Annotated in this window: 16 protein-coding genes; 9 read left to right on the top strand and 7 right to left on the bottom strand. The window is 56.0% G+C overall.

The features are described from left to right. Window positions 1-19: 19 nt before the first annotated feature. The 6 genes from QOY30_RS11795 to QOY30_RS11770 form a co-directional block, all read right to left on the bottom strand. On the bottom strand, window positions 20-1246 hold the full coding sequence (locus QOY30_RS11795) for an argininosuccinate synthase (protein ID WP_283744819.1): 1227 nt from the start codon (window positions 1244-1246) through the stop codon (window positions 20-22). 14 nt (window positions 1247-1260) lie between these two features. After that, window positions 1261-1602 carry a hypothetical protein gene (locus tag QOY30_RS11790; protein ID WP_283744818.1) on the bottom strand — a complete coding sequence of 114 codons (342 nt, stop codon included), beginning with the start codon at window positions 1600-1602 and terminating at the stop codon, window positions 1261-1263. Further along, window positions 1599-2528, bottom strand: a complete 930-nt coding sequence (gene argF / locus QOY30_RS11785; protein ID WP_283744817.1) for an ornithine carbamoyltransferase — start codon at window positions 2526-2528, stop codon at window positions 1599-1601. Before argF ends, QOY30_RS11790 begins: the two co-directional genes overlap by 4 nt. 2 nt (window positions 2529-2530) lie before the next feature. Next, a complete protein-coding gene (locus QOY30_RS11780) occupies window positions 2531-3706 on the bottom strand; it encodes an aspartate aminotransferase family protein (RefSeq protein WP_283744816.1) in 1176 nt (391 codons plus the stop codon). A gap of 104 nt (window positions 3707-3810) precedes the next feature. Then, window positions 3811-4074, bottom strand: coding sequence for a 30S ribosomal protein S20 (gene rpsT, locus QOY30_RS11775; protein WP_283744815.1), 264 nt, complete (start codon window positions 4072-4074; stop codon window positions 3811-3813). A gap of 198 nt (window positions 4075-4272) precedes the next feature. After that, window positions 4273-4782: a hypothetical protein gene (locus tag QOY30_RS11770; protein ID WP_283744814.1), complete on the bottom strand. Its 510-nt coding sequence runs from the start codon at window positions 4780-4782 to the stop codon at window positions 4273-4275. Between the two features lie 461 nt (window positions 4783-5243). Here QOY30_RS11770 and murJ point away from each other — a divergent pair, with 461 nt between their 5' ends. Then, the gene (gene murJ / locus QOY30_RS11765) at window positions 5244-6791 is read left to right on the top strand and encodes a murein biosynthesis integral membrane protein MurJ (protein WP_283744813.1); all 1548 of its coding nucleotides are present in this window, start codon (window positions 5244-5246) and stop codon (window positions 6789-6791) included. 108 nt (window positions 6792-6899) lie between these two features. Then, entirely contained in the window at window positions 6900-8180 is a 1281-nt protein-coding gene (locus QOY30_RS11760) for a diguanylate cyclase domain-containing protein (RefSeq protein WP_283744812.1), read from the top strand. A 191-nt stretch (window positions 8181-8371) separates the two neighbouring features. Here the strand turns inward: QOY30_RS11760 and cysB are convergent, their stop codons facing one another. Further along, the gene (gene cysB / locus QOY30_RS11755; protein ID WP_283744811.1) at window positions 8372-9298 is read right to left on the bottom strand and encodes an HTH-type transcriptional regulator CysB; all 927 of its coding nucleotides are present in this window, start codon (window positions 9296-9298) and stop codon (window positions 8372-8374) included. 117 nt (window positions 9299-9415) lie between these two features. Between cysB and QOY30_RS11750 the strand changes: the two genes are divergently transcribed. From QOY30_RS11750 to QOY30_RS11720, 7 genes are all read left to right on the top strand, one after another. Continuing rightward, on the top strand, window positions 9416-10198 hold the full coding sequence (locus tag QOY30_RS11750) for a sulfite exporter TauE/SafE family protein (protein WP_283744810.1): 783 nt from the start codon (window positions 9416-9418) through the stop codon (window positions 10196-10198). 11 nt (window positions 10199-10209) lie between these two features. After that, entirely contained in the window at window positions 10210-10398 is a 189-nt protein-coding gene (locus QOY30_RS11745) for a hypothetical protein (protein WP_283744809.1), read from the top strand. A 5-nt stretch (window positions 10399-10403) separates the two neighbouring features. Beyond that, a complete protein-coding gene (locus QOY30_RS11740) occupies window positions 10404-12239 on the top strand; it encodes a nitrite/sulfite reductase (protein WP_283746060.1) in 1836 nt (611 codons plus the stop codon). Then, on the top strand, window positions 12236-13045 hold the full coding sequence (locus tag QOY30_RS11735; protein ID WP_283744808.1) for a phosphoadenylyl-sulfate reductase: 810 nt from the start codon (window positions 12236-12238) through the stop codon (window positions 13043-13045). Before QOY30_RS11740 ends, QOY30_RS11735 begins: the two co-directional genes overlap by 4 nt. 15 nt (window positions 13046-13060) lie before the next feature. Then, entirely contained in the window at window positions 13061-13987 is a 927-nt protein-coding gene (cysD, locus tag QOY30_RS11730; RefSeq protein WP_283744807.1) for a sulfate adenylyltransferase subunit CysD, read from the top strand. A 2-nt stretch (window positions 13988-13989) separates the two neighbouring features. Beyond that, window positions 13990-15243: a sulfate adenylyltransferase subunit CysN gene (gene cysN, locus QOY30_RS11725; protein ID WP_283744806.1), complete on the top strand. Its 1254-nt coding sequence runs from the start codon at window positions 13990-13992 to the stop codon at window positions 15241-15243. A gap of 70 nt (window positions 15244-15313) precedes the next feature. After that, window positions 15314-16249, top strand: a complete 936-nt coding sequence (locus QOY30_RS11720; protein WP_283744805.1) for a CobD/CbiB family protein — start codon at window positions 15314-15316, stop codon at window positions 16247-16249. The last annotated feature ends 396 nt before the right edge of the window (window positions 16250-16645 follow it).

Raw genomic sequence — 16645 nt, 5'->3', positions numbered from 1 at the left:
CCTCCATAATGTACGAAGCTTATTTCCGGTTTTTCAGGTTTGCCGCGATGCGCAAACGCAGTGCATTCAGCTTGATGAAGCCGCCCGCATCCTTCTGGTCGTAAGCACCCTTGTCGTCCTCGAAAGTGGCGATGGTCGGGTCGAACAACGAATCGGTTTTGGAATCGCGGCCAACGACGATCACATTGCCCTTGTACAGTTTGACGCGCACCCAGCCGTTGACGCAGGACTGTGTTTGGTCGATCAGCGTTTGCAGCGACTTGCGCTCCGGACTCCACCAATAACCGTTGTAGATCATGCTGGCGTAGCGCGGCATCAGGTCGTCCTTGAGATGGGCCACTTCGCGATCCAGCGTGATGGATTCGATAGCACGGTGCGCCTTGAGCATGATGGTACCGCCTGGTGTTTCGTAACATCCGCGCGATTTCATGCCGACGTAGCGATTTTCCACCAGGTCCAGGCGGCCAATGCCGTGCTTGCCGCCCAGTTCGTTCAGTTTGGTCAACACTTGAGCCGGGGACAACTTGCTGCCGTTCAGTGCCACGATGTCGCCGTTGGAGAATTCGAGATCCAGGTATTCGGCTTTGTCCGGTGCATTCTCCGGAGACACGGTCCAGCGCCACATGCTTTCTTCGGCCTCGGCGGCCGGGTCTTCCAGGTGGCGGCCTTCAAAGCTGATATGCAGCAGGTTCGCATCCATGGAGTAGGGCGAGCCCCCGTTCTTGTGTTTCATGTCGATCGGGATCCCGTGCTTTTCCGCATAGGCCAGCAGCTTCTCGCGACTCAGCAGATCCCATTCGCGCCAGGGCGCAATGATCTTGATACCTGGCTTCAGCGCGTAGGCGCCCAGTTCGAAGCGCACCTGGTCGTTGCCTTTTCCGGTCGCACCGTGCGAGATGGCATCGGCACCGGTCTTGTTGACAATGTCGATCAGGCGCTTGGCGATCAGAGGGCGCGCGATGGAAGTGCCGAGCAGGTATTCGCCTTCGTACACGGTGTTGGCGCGGAACATTGGAAACACGAAATCTCGCACGAATTCTTCGCGCAAGTCGTCGATGAAGATGTTTTCCGGCTTGATGCCGAATTGCAGTGCCTTCTGGCGTGCGGGCTCCAGTTCTTCGCCTTGGCCGAGATCGGCGGTGAAAGTGACAACTTCACATTTATAAGTATCCTGCAGCCACTTCAGGATGACCGAGGTGTCGAGTCCGCCAGAGTAGGCCAGTACCGCTTTTTTGATGTCAGACATGTTTATCAACCCAGTTAATCAATCATTAGTTCAAAAGAAACGACAAATCCGACTATGACCATGAGCGCAATGGCTGCCAGGAAAATGATATCGGCAACCTGCTCCAGCTTTTCGGCCCGGTCTGGATGGCGAATGGAAAAGTAGGACAGCATGGCGCTTGCCAGGAAAAACAGGCTGTCGAAAGCCAGCAAGTCGTCGACATGCCTGCTGATGCTGTGTTTCGGGATGAGTTGCGACACGCTGATGACCGTCATGCAGACCCCGATCATGGTGGCCGAAGACGGCAGGATGTGGTCGGCCAGCCGGCTTTTCTGGCTGTGAATCGCGGGTTCCTTTTTCGAGGAATTGTCGCTCATGCCGATATTTTTCCCAACAACAGGTATTCCATCAGCGCTTTTTGTGCGTGCAAACGGTTCTCCGCCTCGTCCCACACGACAGATTGGGCGCCGTCGATGACTTCCGCCGAGACTTCTTCGCCGCGATGCGCGGGCAGGCAATGCATGAATAGTGCATCCTTGGCAGCGACGCGCATCATGTCGCTATCGACTTGCCAGTCGGCAAAGTCTTTCATGCGTTCTTCGTTTTCCGCCTCGAAGCCCATCGAGGTCCACACATCGGTGGTTACCAGGTTGGCGCCGCGCGCGGCTTCCATCGGGTCGGTAAATTCTTCGTAATGGTCTTCGCCGAACAGGCCGGCGCGCTCCGGCTCTACCTCGTACCCCGGTGGCGTGGACACATGCACGTTGAAATCCAATATCTCGGCCGCCTGCAGCCAAGTGTTGCACATGTTGTTGGAGTCGCCGATCCAGGCCACGGTCTTGCCTTTGATACTGCCGCGATGTTCGACATAGGTATAGATGTCGGCCAGCACCTGGCACGGGTGGTATTCGTTGGTCAGGCCGTTGATGACAGGCACGCGCGAGTTGGACGCGAAGCGCTCGATGATGTCCTGTTCATAAGTGCGGATCATCACGATATCGCTCATGCGCGAGATGACTTGGCCGGCATCTTCCACAGGTTCGCCGCGGCCCAGTTGGGAGTCCCTGGTGTTAAGGTAGATGGCCGAACCGCCGAGCTGTTGCATGCCCGCCTCGAATGACAGGCGGGTGCGCGTGCTGGCCTTCTCGAAGATCATCACCAGCGTGCGGTCGGTTAGCGGCCAGTATTTCTCGTAGCGCTTGAAGCGCTCCTTGATGATGCGGGTGCGCTCGAACAGGTATTCAAGTTCGCCGCGGCTCAGGTCCTTGAATTGCAGGAAATGCTTGATGGGTTTGCCGCTCATGTTCACTCCCGCGCCAGAAATTCCATTACCAGCGGGCACAGAATATCCAGCAACTGTTGCGCTTCGGTTTCGGAAAAGACCAGTGACGGCAACAGGCGGATCACATTGTCTGCGGTCACGTTGACGAGCAGGCCTTCTTCACGCGCCTTGCCGACGATCTCGCCGCATGGCTTGTCGAGCTCTATGCCCAGCATCAGCCCTTGCCCGCGCACGGCGACGATGCCTTTTACGCCGCCTAACCTGGTCTGGAATTGCTGTTTGAGCCAGGCGCCCAATTTGGCTGCGTGATCGAGCAGCTTGTCCTGTTCCATGATGTTCAGCGTGGTCAGTGCAGCGGTCGACGCCAGCGGATTGCCGCCGAAAGTCGAACCGTGATTGCCGGGCTTGAATGTGCCGGTTGCCTTGCCTGCAGCAAGGCACGCACCGACGGGTACGCCGGAGCCCAGGCCTTTGGCCAGGGTCATTACGTCCGGCATGATGCCGGTGTGCTGGAACGCGAACCATTTGCCGGTCCGGCCCAGGCCGCACTGCACTTCGTCCAGCATCAGCAGCCATTCGTGCTCGTCGCAGATCTTGCGCAAGCCTTGCAGGTAGCTGATGTCCGGCGTGCGGATGCCGCCCTCACCCTGGATTGGCTCGACCAGCACGGCAACGATGTTGGGGGTGTGCGCAGCGACCTGCCGGATAGCGTCCAAGTCATCGTAAGGGACGCGCACGAATCCTTTGACCAGCGGCTCGAAGCCGGCCTGCACCTTGCGGTTGCCGGTGGCGGAAAGGGTGGCCAGCGTCCTGCCGTGGAAGGCCTTTTCCATCACGATGACGGTCGGCGTGTCGACGCCGCGCTGGTTGCCATACAGCCTTGCCAGCTTGATGGCTGCTTCGTTCGCCTCGCAGCCGGAATTGCACAGGAACACTTCCTGCATTCCGGAGAGTTCGCACAATTTGTCCGCAATCAGTTCCTGTTCGCGGACCTGGTAAAGGTTTGAAGTATGGATCAGCTTGCCGATCTGTGCTGTAAGCGCGGCTGTAAAGCGCGGGTGCGCATGCCCAAGGGTGTTGACCGCGATACCGGAGAGGGCATCCAGATAGCGCTTACCATTGACGTCCCACAACCAAACTCCTTCACCGTGGGTGAAGGTAACGTTTTGTCGAGCATAGGTGTTCATCAAATGTGACATGGCAAGGTTTCCCGGTCTTGTTGTATCTCAGATGTTCGAACTATAAACAAAAAAGGCCGACAACATCGTCGGCCTTTTGTCGCAGACTGGTCGTCTGCAATAAATCAGGCCATCGCCTTGATAGCAGCGGACAAGCGGCTCTTATGTCGGGCAGCCTTGTTCTTGTGGACGATCTTCTTGTCGGCGATGGAATCTACCACACTGGTTGATTCGCTGAACACGGCTTGTGCAGCAGCCTTGTCGCCGGCCTCAATCGCCTTGGTTACCTTCTTGATCGCGGTACGCAGTTCGGAACGCAGGCTGGCATTGTGCTGGCCTTGCTTGACTGCTTGTCTTGCACGTTTTCTAGCTTGTGCGCTATTTGCCATGACTACTACTCCTTGAGAATTCGGCTTTTCAGAAAGGGGCGCATTCTAGAGGCTCAAACAAGGTTTGGCAAATCCTTTTTGCTGGCCGTGCTTCCGGGCTTGGCGATCAGACTATGAAGCCACGGTGCAACTGAATTGTTGCCTTGGGTGAGTCTGTTGGCCGACCGGACGTAAGTTAAGGACTGTCTTTACCAAAAATCAGATCACTTTGAGCAGTGAAGAGCTCAGTTCCTCGGCACGGCGTCGGCCTTCGCCCGTTTCGACGATGGCTTCGTACCAGGGTATGAAGCTTTTGCGTAGTTCCTCGTGGGTCTTGGCTGCAGAAGCCGCTTTGACAATTGAAAGATGGGCCCACTGGCCGCAGAACGTATAGAGCGTGTTCAGGATGAAGTGTTTGGCCATTTCCATCTCCTTGGGGTCCGGTGTGTCGGGAATTTTACGGAAGGTGAATTCCCTTGGCGCGCTTTCGTCAGCCTTGGAAGCCTGTGCAGCGGCTTCCGGCTGCCTGATTGGCTCGATATAAGCGCTTTCCTCAAGCAATCCAAGTGTTTGATCAAGATCGTCGGCCAGCGCCAATTCACGAAGCGCATCGACAGAGCGTTTCCCGTCAACCAGGATCAGAATTCGCCTTACCCGCAGCGACATGTCGCTGGTGCGTTTCCCGATCTCTTCAACCCCTTTTTGTGTCTTAACAAATACCTTGCTCATTTGCCATTTCCTCCCAAAAAACCGCCACTGTCTTTTTTAATTACTTGAGCGGAATCCGTTGCGCGTTAGAAAAGCTGTTGTTCAAGTGGCCGCATGAGGCGGCACAACCGTTGGATACAAGCGACTCATTACCCCTGTTTCAATCTTGACGTGTAGCCAAAATGAAGAATGGGTTGGAAATACGTAAGTAGTTCAGGGGAATGTCGGCTATTGCTGCTCGCCCAGTGTAAGGGCGAATGCTTACAACATGCTGACTGGCTTAATCCCATCGTTCGATATCTCAACAGGGATGGTGGACTTAAACCGGCTTTTCCGCCGGATGGTTCGGTCGTGCAATAGGGCGATGCTACAATTGCGCCCATTTTAAGGATCGGGAAGTCCAAATTGCCAGATAGTCACGATCGTTCTTCCGACCTTGCCGACTCCGTCATTCAAGGCGTGGAAAATATCCTGAAGACTCGATGAACCTGCTTAAAGCCCTTGCTGCGGTCAGCAGTCTGACCCTTGTTTCGCGCATCCTGGCCTTTGTGCGCGATATTTTGATTGCGCGCATCTTTGGTGCCGGCATGGCGAACGATGCATACATTATTGCCACCCGCTTGCCCAATATGTTGCGTCGCCTGTTTGCCGAGGGAGCATTCTCGCAAGCTTTTGTGCCGATCTTCGGCGAATACAATAAGCGGCGGGGGCATGACGATACCAAGCTGCTGGTGGACCATGTCACGACCCTGCTGGCGCTGGCGCTGTTTGTGGTGACACTGATCGGCATCGTTGCAGCGCCTCTTATCATCTATTTAACCACTGCGCCGAGCTTCGTGAAGGACGTGGAAAAATTCAATCTCACTGTGCATCTGTTGCGCATTACTTCGCCCTATATTTTCTTCATTTCGCTGGTATCGGTGGCGGCCGGCATACTTAATACCTACAACAAGTTCTGGGTGCCTGCTGTTGCGCCTATTCTGTTGAATGTCTGCTTGATTGGCGGGGCGTTGTGGATCGCGCCGAACTTTGAGCAACCTATTGTGGGCTTGGCATGGGCGTGGTTTATTGCGGGCTTTATACAGTTGGCTTTCCAAATCCCGTTCCTGAAACGGATCGGCATGCTGCCAAGCTTCCGTTTTAGCCTGAAGGACGAAGGCATGCGGCGTGTTTTCAGGAAAATGGGGCCGGCGGTGTTCGGCGTTTCCATCGCCCAGATCAGTCTCATCATCAATACGGTCTTCGCTTCGTCGCTGGGGACAGGCAGCGTGTCCTGGCTGTATTACGCGGACCGTTTAATGGAATTCCCCTCGGGCTTATTGGGGGCTGCGCTCGGTACTATCCTGCTACCTTCGCTTTCCAAACACTATGCTGACAACAGCCCGGCGGAATACTCCAAATTGCTGGATTGGGGATTACGGCTTGTCTTTATGCTCACGCTACCCGCCGCCTTGGCATTGGGCCTTATTGCCGTACCCTTGTTGGCGACCTTCTTTCAGCATGGCGCATTCCTTGACACCGATGTGATGAAGACGAGTCACGCATTGATTGGTTACAGTATCGGCCTCATCGGTATCATCGCAGTGAAGATTCTCGCCCCCGGATTTTATGCGCGACAAGACATCAGGACGCCGGTCAAAATCGGCATCGCCACGCTGATTGCCACGCAACTGATGAATTTGCTGTTTATATTCGGGCTGGAATTACACCAGGCAGGGCTGGCGCTTTCTATTGGTCTCGGCGCCTGCTTTAATTCCGCCATCCTGTTCTATTTGCTGCGCAAACGCGGCATATATCAGCCCGAGCCTGGTTGGGGGGAATTCTTCTTCAAGCTGTGTATTGCCTTGATCGCACTGGCATTGACGCTCTGGTTCGGCATGGGCAGCGAACAACACTGGCTTACCAGCCACGGCTGGACACGCATCATTCACCTCTCATGGCTGGTGGTGCTGGGCGTTGTGGTGTACTTTGCCGTGCTGTTTGCACTGGGTTTCCGGCTCAAGGACTTTTCCAGGCGGGGAGCCATGTAGTTTGTTTCACCAGTCGACGGCTGAATGGTCGGTTGCCCGCCCGGTATGCAAGAATCAACATAAATATAAGAAAATTTCTTTCCATATTAGGTTAGAACGGGAGTGAGCATGGCTATACAAAGAACCCAGGGATATCCGGTCTTGATCATTGGCGCCGGACGGGGAGGCTCCGCACTGCTTGAAATGTTTCTTGAAGACAGCCTGGTCAAAGTTATAGCCATAACAGATACGAATCCTGAAGCTCCCGGGATCCAGCTGGCAAAAAAACACGGGATTCCAATCTATACAGGCGCTGCCGAGGCGCTGCAGGCCTGCAAGGACTACCCGGACTGCATCGTGTACAACCTGTCGCACGACGATTCGATCGCCGAAGAGGCGTTCAAGGTTTTTGGCGACAGAAGGGTGGCCAGCGGACCCGAGGTCAAGTTGTTCTGGCAGATGGTCACGAACCTGAAGCAGATAAAAGGCGATCTGGAGAAAAGCCAGAATCAGTTGCAATCCATCATTCACAATGTCATGGACGGCATCATTACGATCAATGAGTCTGGAGAAATTCAAGGATTCAATCCGGCAGCGGAGGCTATTTTCGGCTATTCGCAGCAGGAAGCGATCGGAATGAATCTGAGCAAGCTGATGCCGGAGCCGGATCGAAGTGCGCACGGCAGCCATTTAAACCGGTATTTACAGACGGGCCGGCCCCGGATACTTGGCGTACGAGGGCGCGAAGTGATGGCCGTCCGGAAGAACGGTGATGAGTTTCCCATGGAACTGTCCGTTTCCGAAATGGTGTTGGGTGGACATCGCTACTTTATCGGTATCCTCAGGGATATAACCGAACGGAAACGGGCCGAGAAAAAAATCGCGCACCTGGCGCACTACGATTACCTGACCGACCTGCCGAACAGGGCAATGTTGCTGGATGTCCTCAACCATTCGGTTGCCCTGGCCAAACGGAACAAGAACAAAGCTGCCGTCCTGTTTCTCGATCTCGATGGATTCAAACGGATCAACGATACACTGGGGCACGATGCGGGTGACCTGTTGCTAAAGGGTGTTTCCATAAGGTTGAAGAAGACTATCAGGGATTCTGATACGGTAGCGCGGGTGGGAGGGGACGAATTCATCATCGTGCTGGACAGTATCGGAACAGATGACAATGCCGCGCAAGTGGCCGATAAAATAATCGCTGTCCTGTCGAAGCCATTCGACTTAAAGGGGCAGGCATGTCACGTGGGAGCCAGTATCGGCATTTCGCTGTTCCCTGAAGATTCCGATAATCCTGTAAACCTCGTGAAGCAAGCAGATGAGGCTATGTACCTTGCGAAGCAAAGCGGGAAAAATACCTACCGGTTCTATCGGGATATCGTGCTCAAACGATCCGGCGAATGAGCATTTCGGCGTGATCCGGCCAGTCGTTATTAGCCGTTCAGCAACCTCTGAATTCTGCTAAGGAAGCGCTGATTTAATCCTCCGTTCGTGGTGAGCTTGTCGAACCATGAATGGAGGATTAAATCGATTCAGTGAGTTAATTCAAGAGCCCTTCGACAGGCTCAGGGCGAACGGATTAAATCTGCACCTCCCTAAGTCGTCAGATGCAATGCTGCCGATACCACATCGCGTGTTAGGTGCGGTGCGAACAGTTCGATGAAATGATAGCCGAAGCCCCTCAGGTATTGGTTTTTGCGAATCGCGATGCGTGTGGTGCTGGGCTGGAACAGGTGTCCGGCGTCGATCATGCGCAGGTGCCTGTCCCGGTCCGGAATGAAGGCCATCTGCGCCACGATGCCGACGCCCAGTCCCAATTCCACATAAGTTTTGATCACATCGGCGTCGATGGCGGTAAGCGCAATATTGGGTTCGATACCGGATTCCTTGAATGCCTGATTGATCTTGTTGCGGCCGGTGAAAGCGAAGTCGTAGGTGATGATGGAATATTGCGCCAGCTTTTTCAGCGTCAGGCGTTTTTCCAGCAACAAGGGATGTTTGGGCGGTACGACCACGCAGTGGTGCCATTCGTAGCAGGGCAGGGTGATGAGCTCGTCGTATAAGGCCAGGCTCTCGGTGGCGATGCCAATGTCTACCTCACCGCTCAAAACCTGCTCGGCGATCTGGGTCGGACTGCCCTGGTGCAAACCGAGCTTTACGCCGGGGTAGCTCTTCGTGAATTCCTTGACCACATTCGGCAAGGCATAACGTGCCTGCGTGTGGGTGGTGGCCACTGTCAGGCTGCCGCTATCCTGGGTGCGAAACTCCTGCCCGACCTGTTTCAGATTCTCCGTTTCGTGCAATACGCGTTGGGCGATTTCAAGCACCGCCTTGCCCGGATCGGTGATCGCGACGATGCGCTTGCCGTTGCGCACGAAGATATCGATTCCCAACTCTTCTTCCAGCAGCTTGATCTGTTTGCTCACCCCGGGCTGCGATGTATACAGCGCATTGGCGGCGTCCGAGATATTCAGGCCGCAACGCACGATCTCGTTCATGTAACGCAGTTGTTGCAGGTTCATGGGCGATTCCGTATATGGCAATAGGTTATAAGATATTAACATAAAAGTATTTAGCAATATAAAGAGGCCCACCTAGAATGCGTCCCATATCAAGGATACGGGCGCGGTGCAAATCAAATGGATTGGCTATTCACAATTTCCGGCTTTCTGGTCGGGCTGGTCGTCGGGGTAACCGGGGTCGGTGGCGGGTCGTTGATGACCCCCTTGCTGGTGCTGTTCTTCGGCGTCACGCCCGCGACGGCGGTCGGCACCGATCTGCTGTATGCCGCGCTGACCAAAACGCTGGGTGGCTGGGTACATAGCCGTAACGGCACGGTGGATTGGAAAGTCCTGGGCCTGCTGTCCCTGGGCAGCTTGCCTGCAGCATTGATCACCATTGCCCTGCTGAAATACCTCGCGCTGGATGAGAAGACCTTGCGCAGTCTGGTGACCGGCGTACTGAGCGTCGCTTTACTGCTGACTGCCGCTGCGCTGTTGCTAAAAGACAGTATCAAGAAGATTGCACAGCGCAACGACGGCACGGTATATGAACTGCACCACCGTCATCTGTCTGCAGCGACCGTCGCGACCGGTTTCGTCGTCGGCTCATTGGTTGCCATCTCTTCAATCGGCGCCGGCGTACTCGGTACGGTGGCGCTGCTGTTCCTGTATCCGCGCATGGCCGCGGCCAAGGTGGTGGGAACGGATATTGCCCATGCAGTGCCGCTCACAGCAGTTGCGGGAATAGGGCACATGGCGCTGGGTACGGTCGATTTCATGCTGCTGGGCAGTCTGCTGCTGGGTTCATTGCCCGGCATCTATATCGGCAGCCATCTGAGCGCAAAGGTCCCGGAGAATTTCTTGCGCCCGATCCTGGCAGCGATGCTGTTGATCATCGGTACCCGACTTGTTTTGAATTGAAAGGAATATATATGAGCTTGAATACACGCAACCTGTCCGATTCCGAAGAGATCGATCGCTTCGAAGAGGCAATCACCATTTTCAACGCGGGCGATATCGACCCCGACCGCTTTACTGCGATACGGTTGCAGCAGGGCGTATATGGCCAACGCCAGCAGGGCGTGAACATGCTGCGCATCAAGGTGCCGGGGGACGCTTGAACGCCGTGCAACTGGAGGCACTGGCCGATATCGCGGAAGAATTCTCGCAGCACCAGATCGCGCATGTGACCACGCGCCAGAGCATCCAGATTCATTACATTCCTTTGATAAAAATGCCGTCGGCGATGCGTCGTCTGGCCAAGGCCGGCATGACCTCGCGCGAGGCTTGCGGCAATACCATCCGCAATATGACGGCCTGCCCCTTGGCCGGCGTATGCCCGAAAGAGCACGTGGACGTGAACAGGCATCTGGAGGGTGCCACCGTGCACTTCCTGCGCAACCCGCTCAATCAGCAATTGCCGCGCAAATTCAAGATTTCGTTCTCCGGTTGCGAAACCGATTGCGCGCAATCGCTGCTGCACGATTGCGGCGTTATTGCGGTGAGCAAGGACGGCCAGCCCGGCTTCAGGATCAGGGCCGGCGGCGGGCTGGGGCACAAGCCGCGCGAGTCCATCGTGGTCGAGGAGTTCATTTCCGAGAGCGAGTTGATGTTTGCCATGGAAGCATTGGTGTCGCTGCACAACAGGTATTCCGACCGCACCAAGCGGGCGAAGTCGCGCATCAAGTTCCTGGTCGAGCGTTTCGGCGCGGAAGGCTTCGTGGAGAAATACCGCGAAGAGTTTGTACGCACCAAACAGGCTTTGGCCGATCAACCTTATCCGCAAGGAGAATGGCGCACGCCGACCGGCAATGAAGCGCCGGGGCAAGGCGCACCGCGCAAGCTCTTTGCGCAACGCCAGGCCGGGTTGTTCGTGTTCCCCATCGCGTTGCCCATCGGCGACGTGAAGGCGGACCAGCTGCGCGGCCTGGCTGCCTTGCTGCAGGCGCAGGGGCTGAGCGAGATACACACTTCGCAGGACCAGAACCTTGCGGTGTTCAACGTGCCGCAGGAGAAAGTGGCGGCATTGCGTAGCGGCATCGCGGCTCTCGGCCTGTCCGAGCCGAAGGTCGGCGACAACGTGGTGGCCTGCCCTGGCACATCGACCTGCCGCCTGGGTATTACTTCCAGCACGGTGCTGGGCCCGTTGCTGTCCGGCGGCAAGGCCGACCTGAACATCCGCGTATCCGGCTGCCATAACGGTTGTGCGCAGCCGGAGACGGGCGATATCGGCATCTACGGCGAAGGCAAGCGCATGCACGGCAAACTGGTGCCGCACTACCAGATGTACTTTGCCGGGAAGGGCACCGCGGGCGGTGCGCTGGCATTGAAGGGGCCATCGTTGCCGGTGGCGCGAGTCAAACAGGCCATCGAACGCGTGCAGGCGGCACATCTGGCCAGCGGCGAGAGCAGTTTCTTCGTGTGGGCGCGCGCGCAGCAGCCGGATTACTTCAAGGAACTGCTGGCCGACCTGGCCGAGGTAAAGGCTGAACAGCTCGAAAGCGTGATGCGAGATTACGGCGACAAGGCTGATTTCCGCGTGCTGCAACTGGGTGGCGGCGAGTGCGCGGGTGCATCGCAGGTGCTGATCGGTGCGAATTTCTTTGAAGCCGCGCACGAACGCGAATACCGCAATGCGCTGGTATTCCAGCGCAAATACAGCGAGGCGGCGCAGTGCAACGAGTCCATCCTGCGCTTGCTCGGTTCCGGTGTGGCACAGCTGCTGGGTGGTGCGCGCCAGGATGATCTGGCGCAACTCTCCGCACAGCTTAATCTGCTGGCACCGGAAGAGATTGCTGGCGAGTTTGCACATGCAGCTCTTGAACTGGCGGGCAGTGTCGATATCGACAACGACGCGCTTGCGCTAGCCAGTGCAAAAGTGGATGCGTGGACGGTCAAGGTGGCGGCATTCGCGACCGAGAAAGACGGGCAACTGGATTTGAAGGAGGCATTGCCAAAATGAGTACCGATAACAGGATCGAACTGGACAACAAGATCGCCGACGCCATCGCGGTGCTGCATCAGGCTGCCAGCGAATTTGCACCGGTGGCCTTTGCCAACAGCCTGGGGGCGGAAGATATGGTGCTGACCGACCTTATTGCCAGGCATCGACCGGACATCCAGATGTTCAGCCTGGATACCGGGCGCCTGCCGAAAGAGACCTATGACTTGATACAGGAAGTTGGGCAGCAGTACACGATTCCCCTGCAGGTCTACTTTCCGAATAGCGCACTGGTGGAGGATTATGTCGCGCAGCATGGCATCAACGGATTCTATGACAGTGTCGAGAATCGCAAGGGATGCTGTTTTGCGCGCAAAGTGGAACCGTTGCGCCGTGCGCTCGCAGGCAAAGGGGCATGGATCACCGGCATGCGCCGCGATCAGGCGGTGACGAGAGGCACGCTGGAGGTTACTTCCTTTGACACCGACAACGGCTTGCAGAAATTCAACCCGTTGCTGGAATGGTCGAACAAGGACGTGTGGGCATACATCCGGCTATACGATGTGCCGTACAACAAGCTGCACGACCAGTTCTATCCCAGTTTGGGCTGCGCTCCCTGCACACGCTCCGTCACGCCGGGCGAAGATATCCGTGCAGGACGCTGGTGGTGGGAAAACCCCGAAAACAAGGAGTGCGGCTTGCATGTCAGCCAGGGTTCAAAGGTGGCGCACGGTTCTGGAGTACGAGGCACTTCGCTGCAGGCGAGTCGTGAACGCATCATCGAGATTGCGTCACAGGCCAATATGAAACAGGAGGTCTCCGCATAGTTGTGGGGTCAAAAAATGAAACTGATTGAAAATATCGTGAACAAACACACCTTCACCCACCTGGATGCGCTGGAGAGCGAATCCATCCACATCATGCGCGAGGTCGCGGCCGAATGCCGGAATCCGGCGCTGCTGTTCTCGGGCGGCAAGGATTCCATCGTGATGCTGCGTCTGGCAGAAAAGGCGTTCCGTCCGGCGAAATTTCCCTTCCCGCTGGTGCATATCGATACCGAGCACAACTTCCCTGAAGTGATAGCGTGCCGCGACAAACTGGCGCGCGATCTGGGCGAGCGTCTCATCGTGCGCTCGCTGGAGGACTCCATCAGGCGCGGCTCCATCGTCATCAAGGACCCGGATAAACCGCGCAATCCGTACCAGTCGGTGACACTGTTGGAGACCATCGCCGAGTTCGGCTTCGACGCCTGCATGGGCGGTGCGCGGCGCGACGAGGAAAAGGCGCGAGCCAAGGAGCGCATCTTTTCCTTTCGCGACGAGTTCGGGCAGTGGGACCCGAAGAACCAGCGGCCGGAGCTGTGGGATACCTACAACACCCGTGTGCATGCAGGCGAGAACATCCGCGTGTTCCCGATCAGCAACTGGACCGAAATGGACATCTGGGAATATATCGGCCGCGAGAAGCTGCACATTCCCAATATCTACTTTGCACATGAACGCGAAGTGATTCGTCGCGGTGCTTCAGTCATTCCGGTATCGCATCTGGTGCAACCAAAGCCAGGCGAAAAAGTGGAAGTGCTCTCGGTGCGTTTTCGCACCGTGGGCGACATGACCTGTACCGCCCCGGTCGAATCAGTGGCACGCACGGTGGACGAGATCATCGAAGAGACCGCGACCACACGCATAACGGAGCGCGGCGCGACCCGCATGGATGACCAGACTTCCGAGGCATCCATGGAACTGCGCAAGAAAGAAGGATATTTTTGATCATGAACAATACGACACAACTGTTACGTTTTATCACCGCCGGCAGCGTGGACGACGGCAAAAGCACGCTGATCGGCCGTTTGCTGCACGACTCGAAATCCATCTTCGAGGATCAGTTCGCGGCAATCTCCAGAACCAGTGAAAAGCGCGGCATGGCGGCAGTCGATCTGTCGTTGCTGACCGACGGTCTGCAGGCCGAGCGCGAGCAGGGCATCACCATCGACGTGGCCTATCGCTATTTCGCCACGCCCAAACGCAAATTCATCATCGGCGATACGCCGGGACATGAACAGTACACGCGCAACATGGTGACGGCGGCTTCCACCGCAAATCTGGTTGTCATCCTGATCGACGCACGCAAAGGCGTATTGGTGCAGACGCGACGCCATACCTATCTTGCCAGCCTGGTCGGCGTGCCGCATGTCGTGCTGGCCGTGAACAAGATGGACATGGTGGATTATTCGCAGGCACGCTTCGACGAGATTGTTGCCGAGTACAAGAAATTCGCCGCGCAATTGCATCTGCATGACGTGACCTGCATCCCGATGTCCGCGCTGAACGGCGACATGGTGGTGGATCGCGGGGATAGCCTGGAGTGGTACAAGGGACCGGCCTTGCTGGAATTGCTGGAGAAAGTCGAGATCGACCACGATGTGAATACCAGCGATTTTCGCTTTCCTGTGCAATGGGTGTGCCGCCCGCAGACTGAGGAACATCATGATTTCCGCGGCTTCATGGGCCGCATCGAAGCAGGGGACGTGTCGGTTGGCGATGAAGTGACGATCCTGCCGTCGGGCCGCTCTACCAGGGTCAAGGAGATCGTGACTTACGACGGCAAGTTGCAAACCGCCTTCGCGCCGCAGTCCGTGACCATCACGCTGGACGACGAAATCGATATTTCGCGTGGCGACATGTTTGTGCGCACCAGCGCGCATCCGCCCAAGGTGGACAAGGAATTCGAGGCGATGTTGTGCTGGCTGTCGGAAGCGCCGCTGGACCGTAACCGCAAGTATCTGGTCAAGCACACTACGCGCACGGCGAAGTGCCTGTTCTCGCGCCTCGACTTTCGCGTGGATGTGAATACGCTGGAGCAGCATGCTGCCGACAAGCTGAACATGAACGACATTGCGCGCGTAGCGCTCAGGGTTCAGCAGCCGCTGGTGTTCGACAGTTACGGGATAGACCGGGCGACGGGCAGCTTCATCGTCATCGACGAGGCGACCAATAACACGGTGGCGGCAGGCATGATCGCGTAGTCCGAGGTGCGGCAGGTTCTGCGCTTGTGGTATCTTTCTCCCTATTCGAGTTAGATGTCCCGTTTAAGCCATGAGCCTGCTCTCTCTGATCGCCGCTTTGTTATTGGAACAGCTGCACCCGCTTTCATCCCGCAAATACCTCTACAACTGGCTTGCCGGCTATGTGAATTTCTTCCAGCGCAATTTCAACGCGGGTGAGGCCAAGCATGGACGCATTGCCTGGATACTTGCTGTGGGCCTGCCTTTGATACTGGTTACTTCAGTGCATTTTCTTTTGCTGAGGGTGCATCCGGTCTTCGCCTGGGCGTTCAGTGTGCTGGTGCTCTACCTCACGATGGGATTTCGCCAATTCAGCCACTATTTCACCGACATTCATGTGGCCTTGCGGGAAAAACAATTGGACAAGGCGCGCACGCTGCTCGGAGAATGGCTGGGAAAGTCATGTGAAGAATTAAATTACGAAGAAGTCGCCCGTGTGACCATAGAGCAAGCCTTGCTGGCTTCGCACCGCAATGTATTCGGCGTCGTATTCTGGTTCGTCGTCTTCATGATGCTGGGATTGGGGCCGATAGGTGCGATCCTGTATCGTTTGGCATTGTTCCTGTACAAGCGCTGGGGCACGCAGGATGAAGCGGACTTCGGGAATTACGGCGTGTTCGCCAGGCAGGCGTATCACATTATGGAATGGCTGCCGCTACGCCTCACCGCCAGCACCTTCGCCATCGTCGGCAATTTTGAGGATACTGCTTACTGCTGGCGCAACCAGGCACAAAACTGGCCCGACCCTGAAACTGGCATCCTTCTCGCCAGCGGTGCCGGCGCACTCGGCGTCAGGCTGGGGCAAACCATCGTCCAGGATCAACAACCTGAATTTCGACCTGAGCTGGGTATCGGGGATGAGGCTGATGCCGACTTCATGCAAAGTGCGGTCGGGCTGGTATGGCGTGCATTGGTATTCTGGCTGTTCATGCTGCTTTTGCTGACGGTCGCGAATCTGCTGGGTTGAAATCTGGCAGTTACCCAAGCAAGCGCTCGCCGGACCTAAGTTGCTGCATCGAATTCCTCAAATCGCTGATCCCCTGCCGATTGCCATCGATTCCAGCCCGGAATTTTACTCAAAATTAACATTAATCCCTTATTCATTGTTGATTATATGGATTATTTTTTGATAATTATTCTTGACGTAATCAGTCAACCAATGCGACTATTTCCTTGCCACACGATTTGCTTTGCCACGGTCACAAAGACTCATGGTTTTCAATCGGAGCAGTAAAAATACTGCTGTGGTATGCGCAAATTTCTCTTAACTAATTGGGGGGTTCAATCGTGTCTTCATCCATGATCTTTTTGCCGCTGGTACTGTCGCCATTCATCATTTTGTGTTTCATGATTTTCTTTACCG

The sequence above is a fragment of the Sideroxydans sp. CL21 genome (assembly GCF_902459525.1).
GTDB lineage: Bacteria > Pseudomonadota > Gammaproteobacteria > Burkholderiales > Gallionellaceae > Sideroxyarcus.
The sequence above is the reverse complement of the archived record's forward strand: the minus strand, read 5'-3'. Positions and strand labels throughout refer to the sequence as shown.

Excerpts from the sequence above, each read along its gene's own strand:
- QOY30_RS11795 (WP_283744819.1), bottom strand. The coding sequence starts at position 1,246 with ATGTCTGACATCAAAAAAGCGGTACTGGCCTACTCTGGCGGACTCGAC.
- QOY30_RS11790 (WP_283744818.1), bottom strand. The coding sequence starts at position 1,602 with ATGAGCGACAATTCCTCGAAAAAGGAACCCGCGATTCACAGCCAGAAA.
- argF (WP_283744817.1), bottom strand. The coding sequence starts at position 2,528 with ATGAGCGGCAAACCCATCAAGCATTTCCTGCAATTCAAGGACCTGAGC.
- QOY30_RS11780 (WP_283744816.1), bottom strand. The coding sequence starts at position 3,706 with ATGTCACATTTGATGAACACCTATGCTCGACAAAACGTTACCTTCACC.
- rpsT (WP_283744815.1), bottom strand. The coding sequence starts at position 4,074 with ATGGCAAATAGCGCACAAGCTAGAAAACGTGCAAGACAAGCAGTCAAG.
- QOY30_RS11770 (WP_283744814.1), bottom strand. The coding sequence starts at position 4,782 with ATGAGCAAGGTATTTGTTAAGACACAAAAAGGGGTTGAAGAGATCGGG.
- murJ (WP_283744813.1), top strand. The coding sequence starts at position 5,244 with ATGAACCTGCTTAAAGCCCTTGCTGCGGTCAGCAGTCTGACCCTTGTT.
- QOY30_RS11760 (WP_283744812.1), top strand. The coding sequence starts at position 6,900 with ATGGCTATACAAAGAACCCAGGGATATCCGGTCTTGATCATTGGCGCC.
- cysB (WP_283744811.1), bottom strand. The coding sequence starts at position 9,298 with ATGAACCTGCAACAACTGCGTTACATGAACGAGATCGTGCGTTGCGGC.
- QOY30_RS11750 (WP_283744810.1), top strand. The coding sequence starts at position 9,416 with ATGGATTGGCTATTCACAATTTCCGGCTTTCTGGTCGGGCTGGTCGTC.
- QOY30_RS11745 (WP_283744809.1), top strand. The coding sequence starts at position 10,210 with ATGAGCTTGAATACACGCAACCTGTCCGATTCCGAAGAGATCGATCGC.
- QOY30_RS11735 (WP_283744808.1), top strand. The coding sequence starts at position 12,236 with ATGAGTACCGATAACAGGATCGAACTGGACAACAAGATCGCCGACGCC.
- cysD (WP_283744807.1), top strand. The coding sequence starts at position 13,061 with ATGAAACTGATTGAAAATATCGTGAACAAACACACCTTCACCCACCTG.
- cysN (WP_283744806.1), top strand. The coding sequence starts at position 13,990 with ATGAACAATACGACACAACTGTTACGTTTTATCACCGCCGGCAGCGTG.
- QOY30_RS11720 (WP_283744805.1), top strand. The coding sequence starts at position 15,314 with ATGAGCCTGCTCTCTCTGATCGCCGCTTTGTTATTGGAACAGCTGCAC.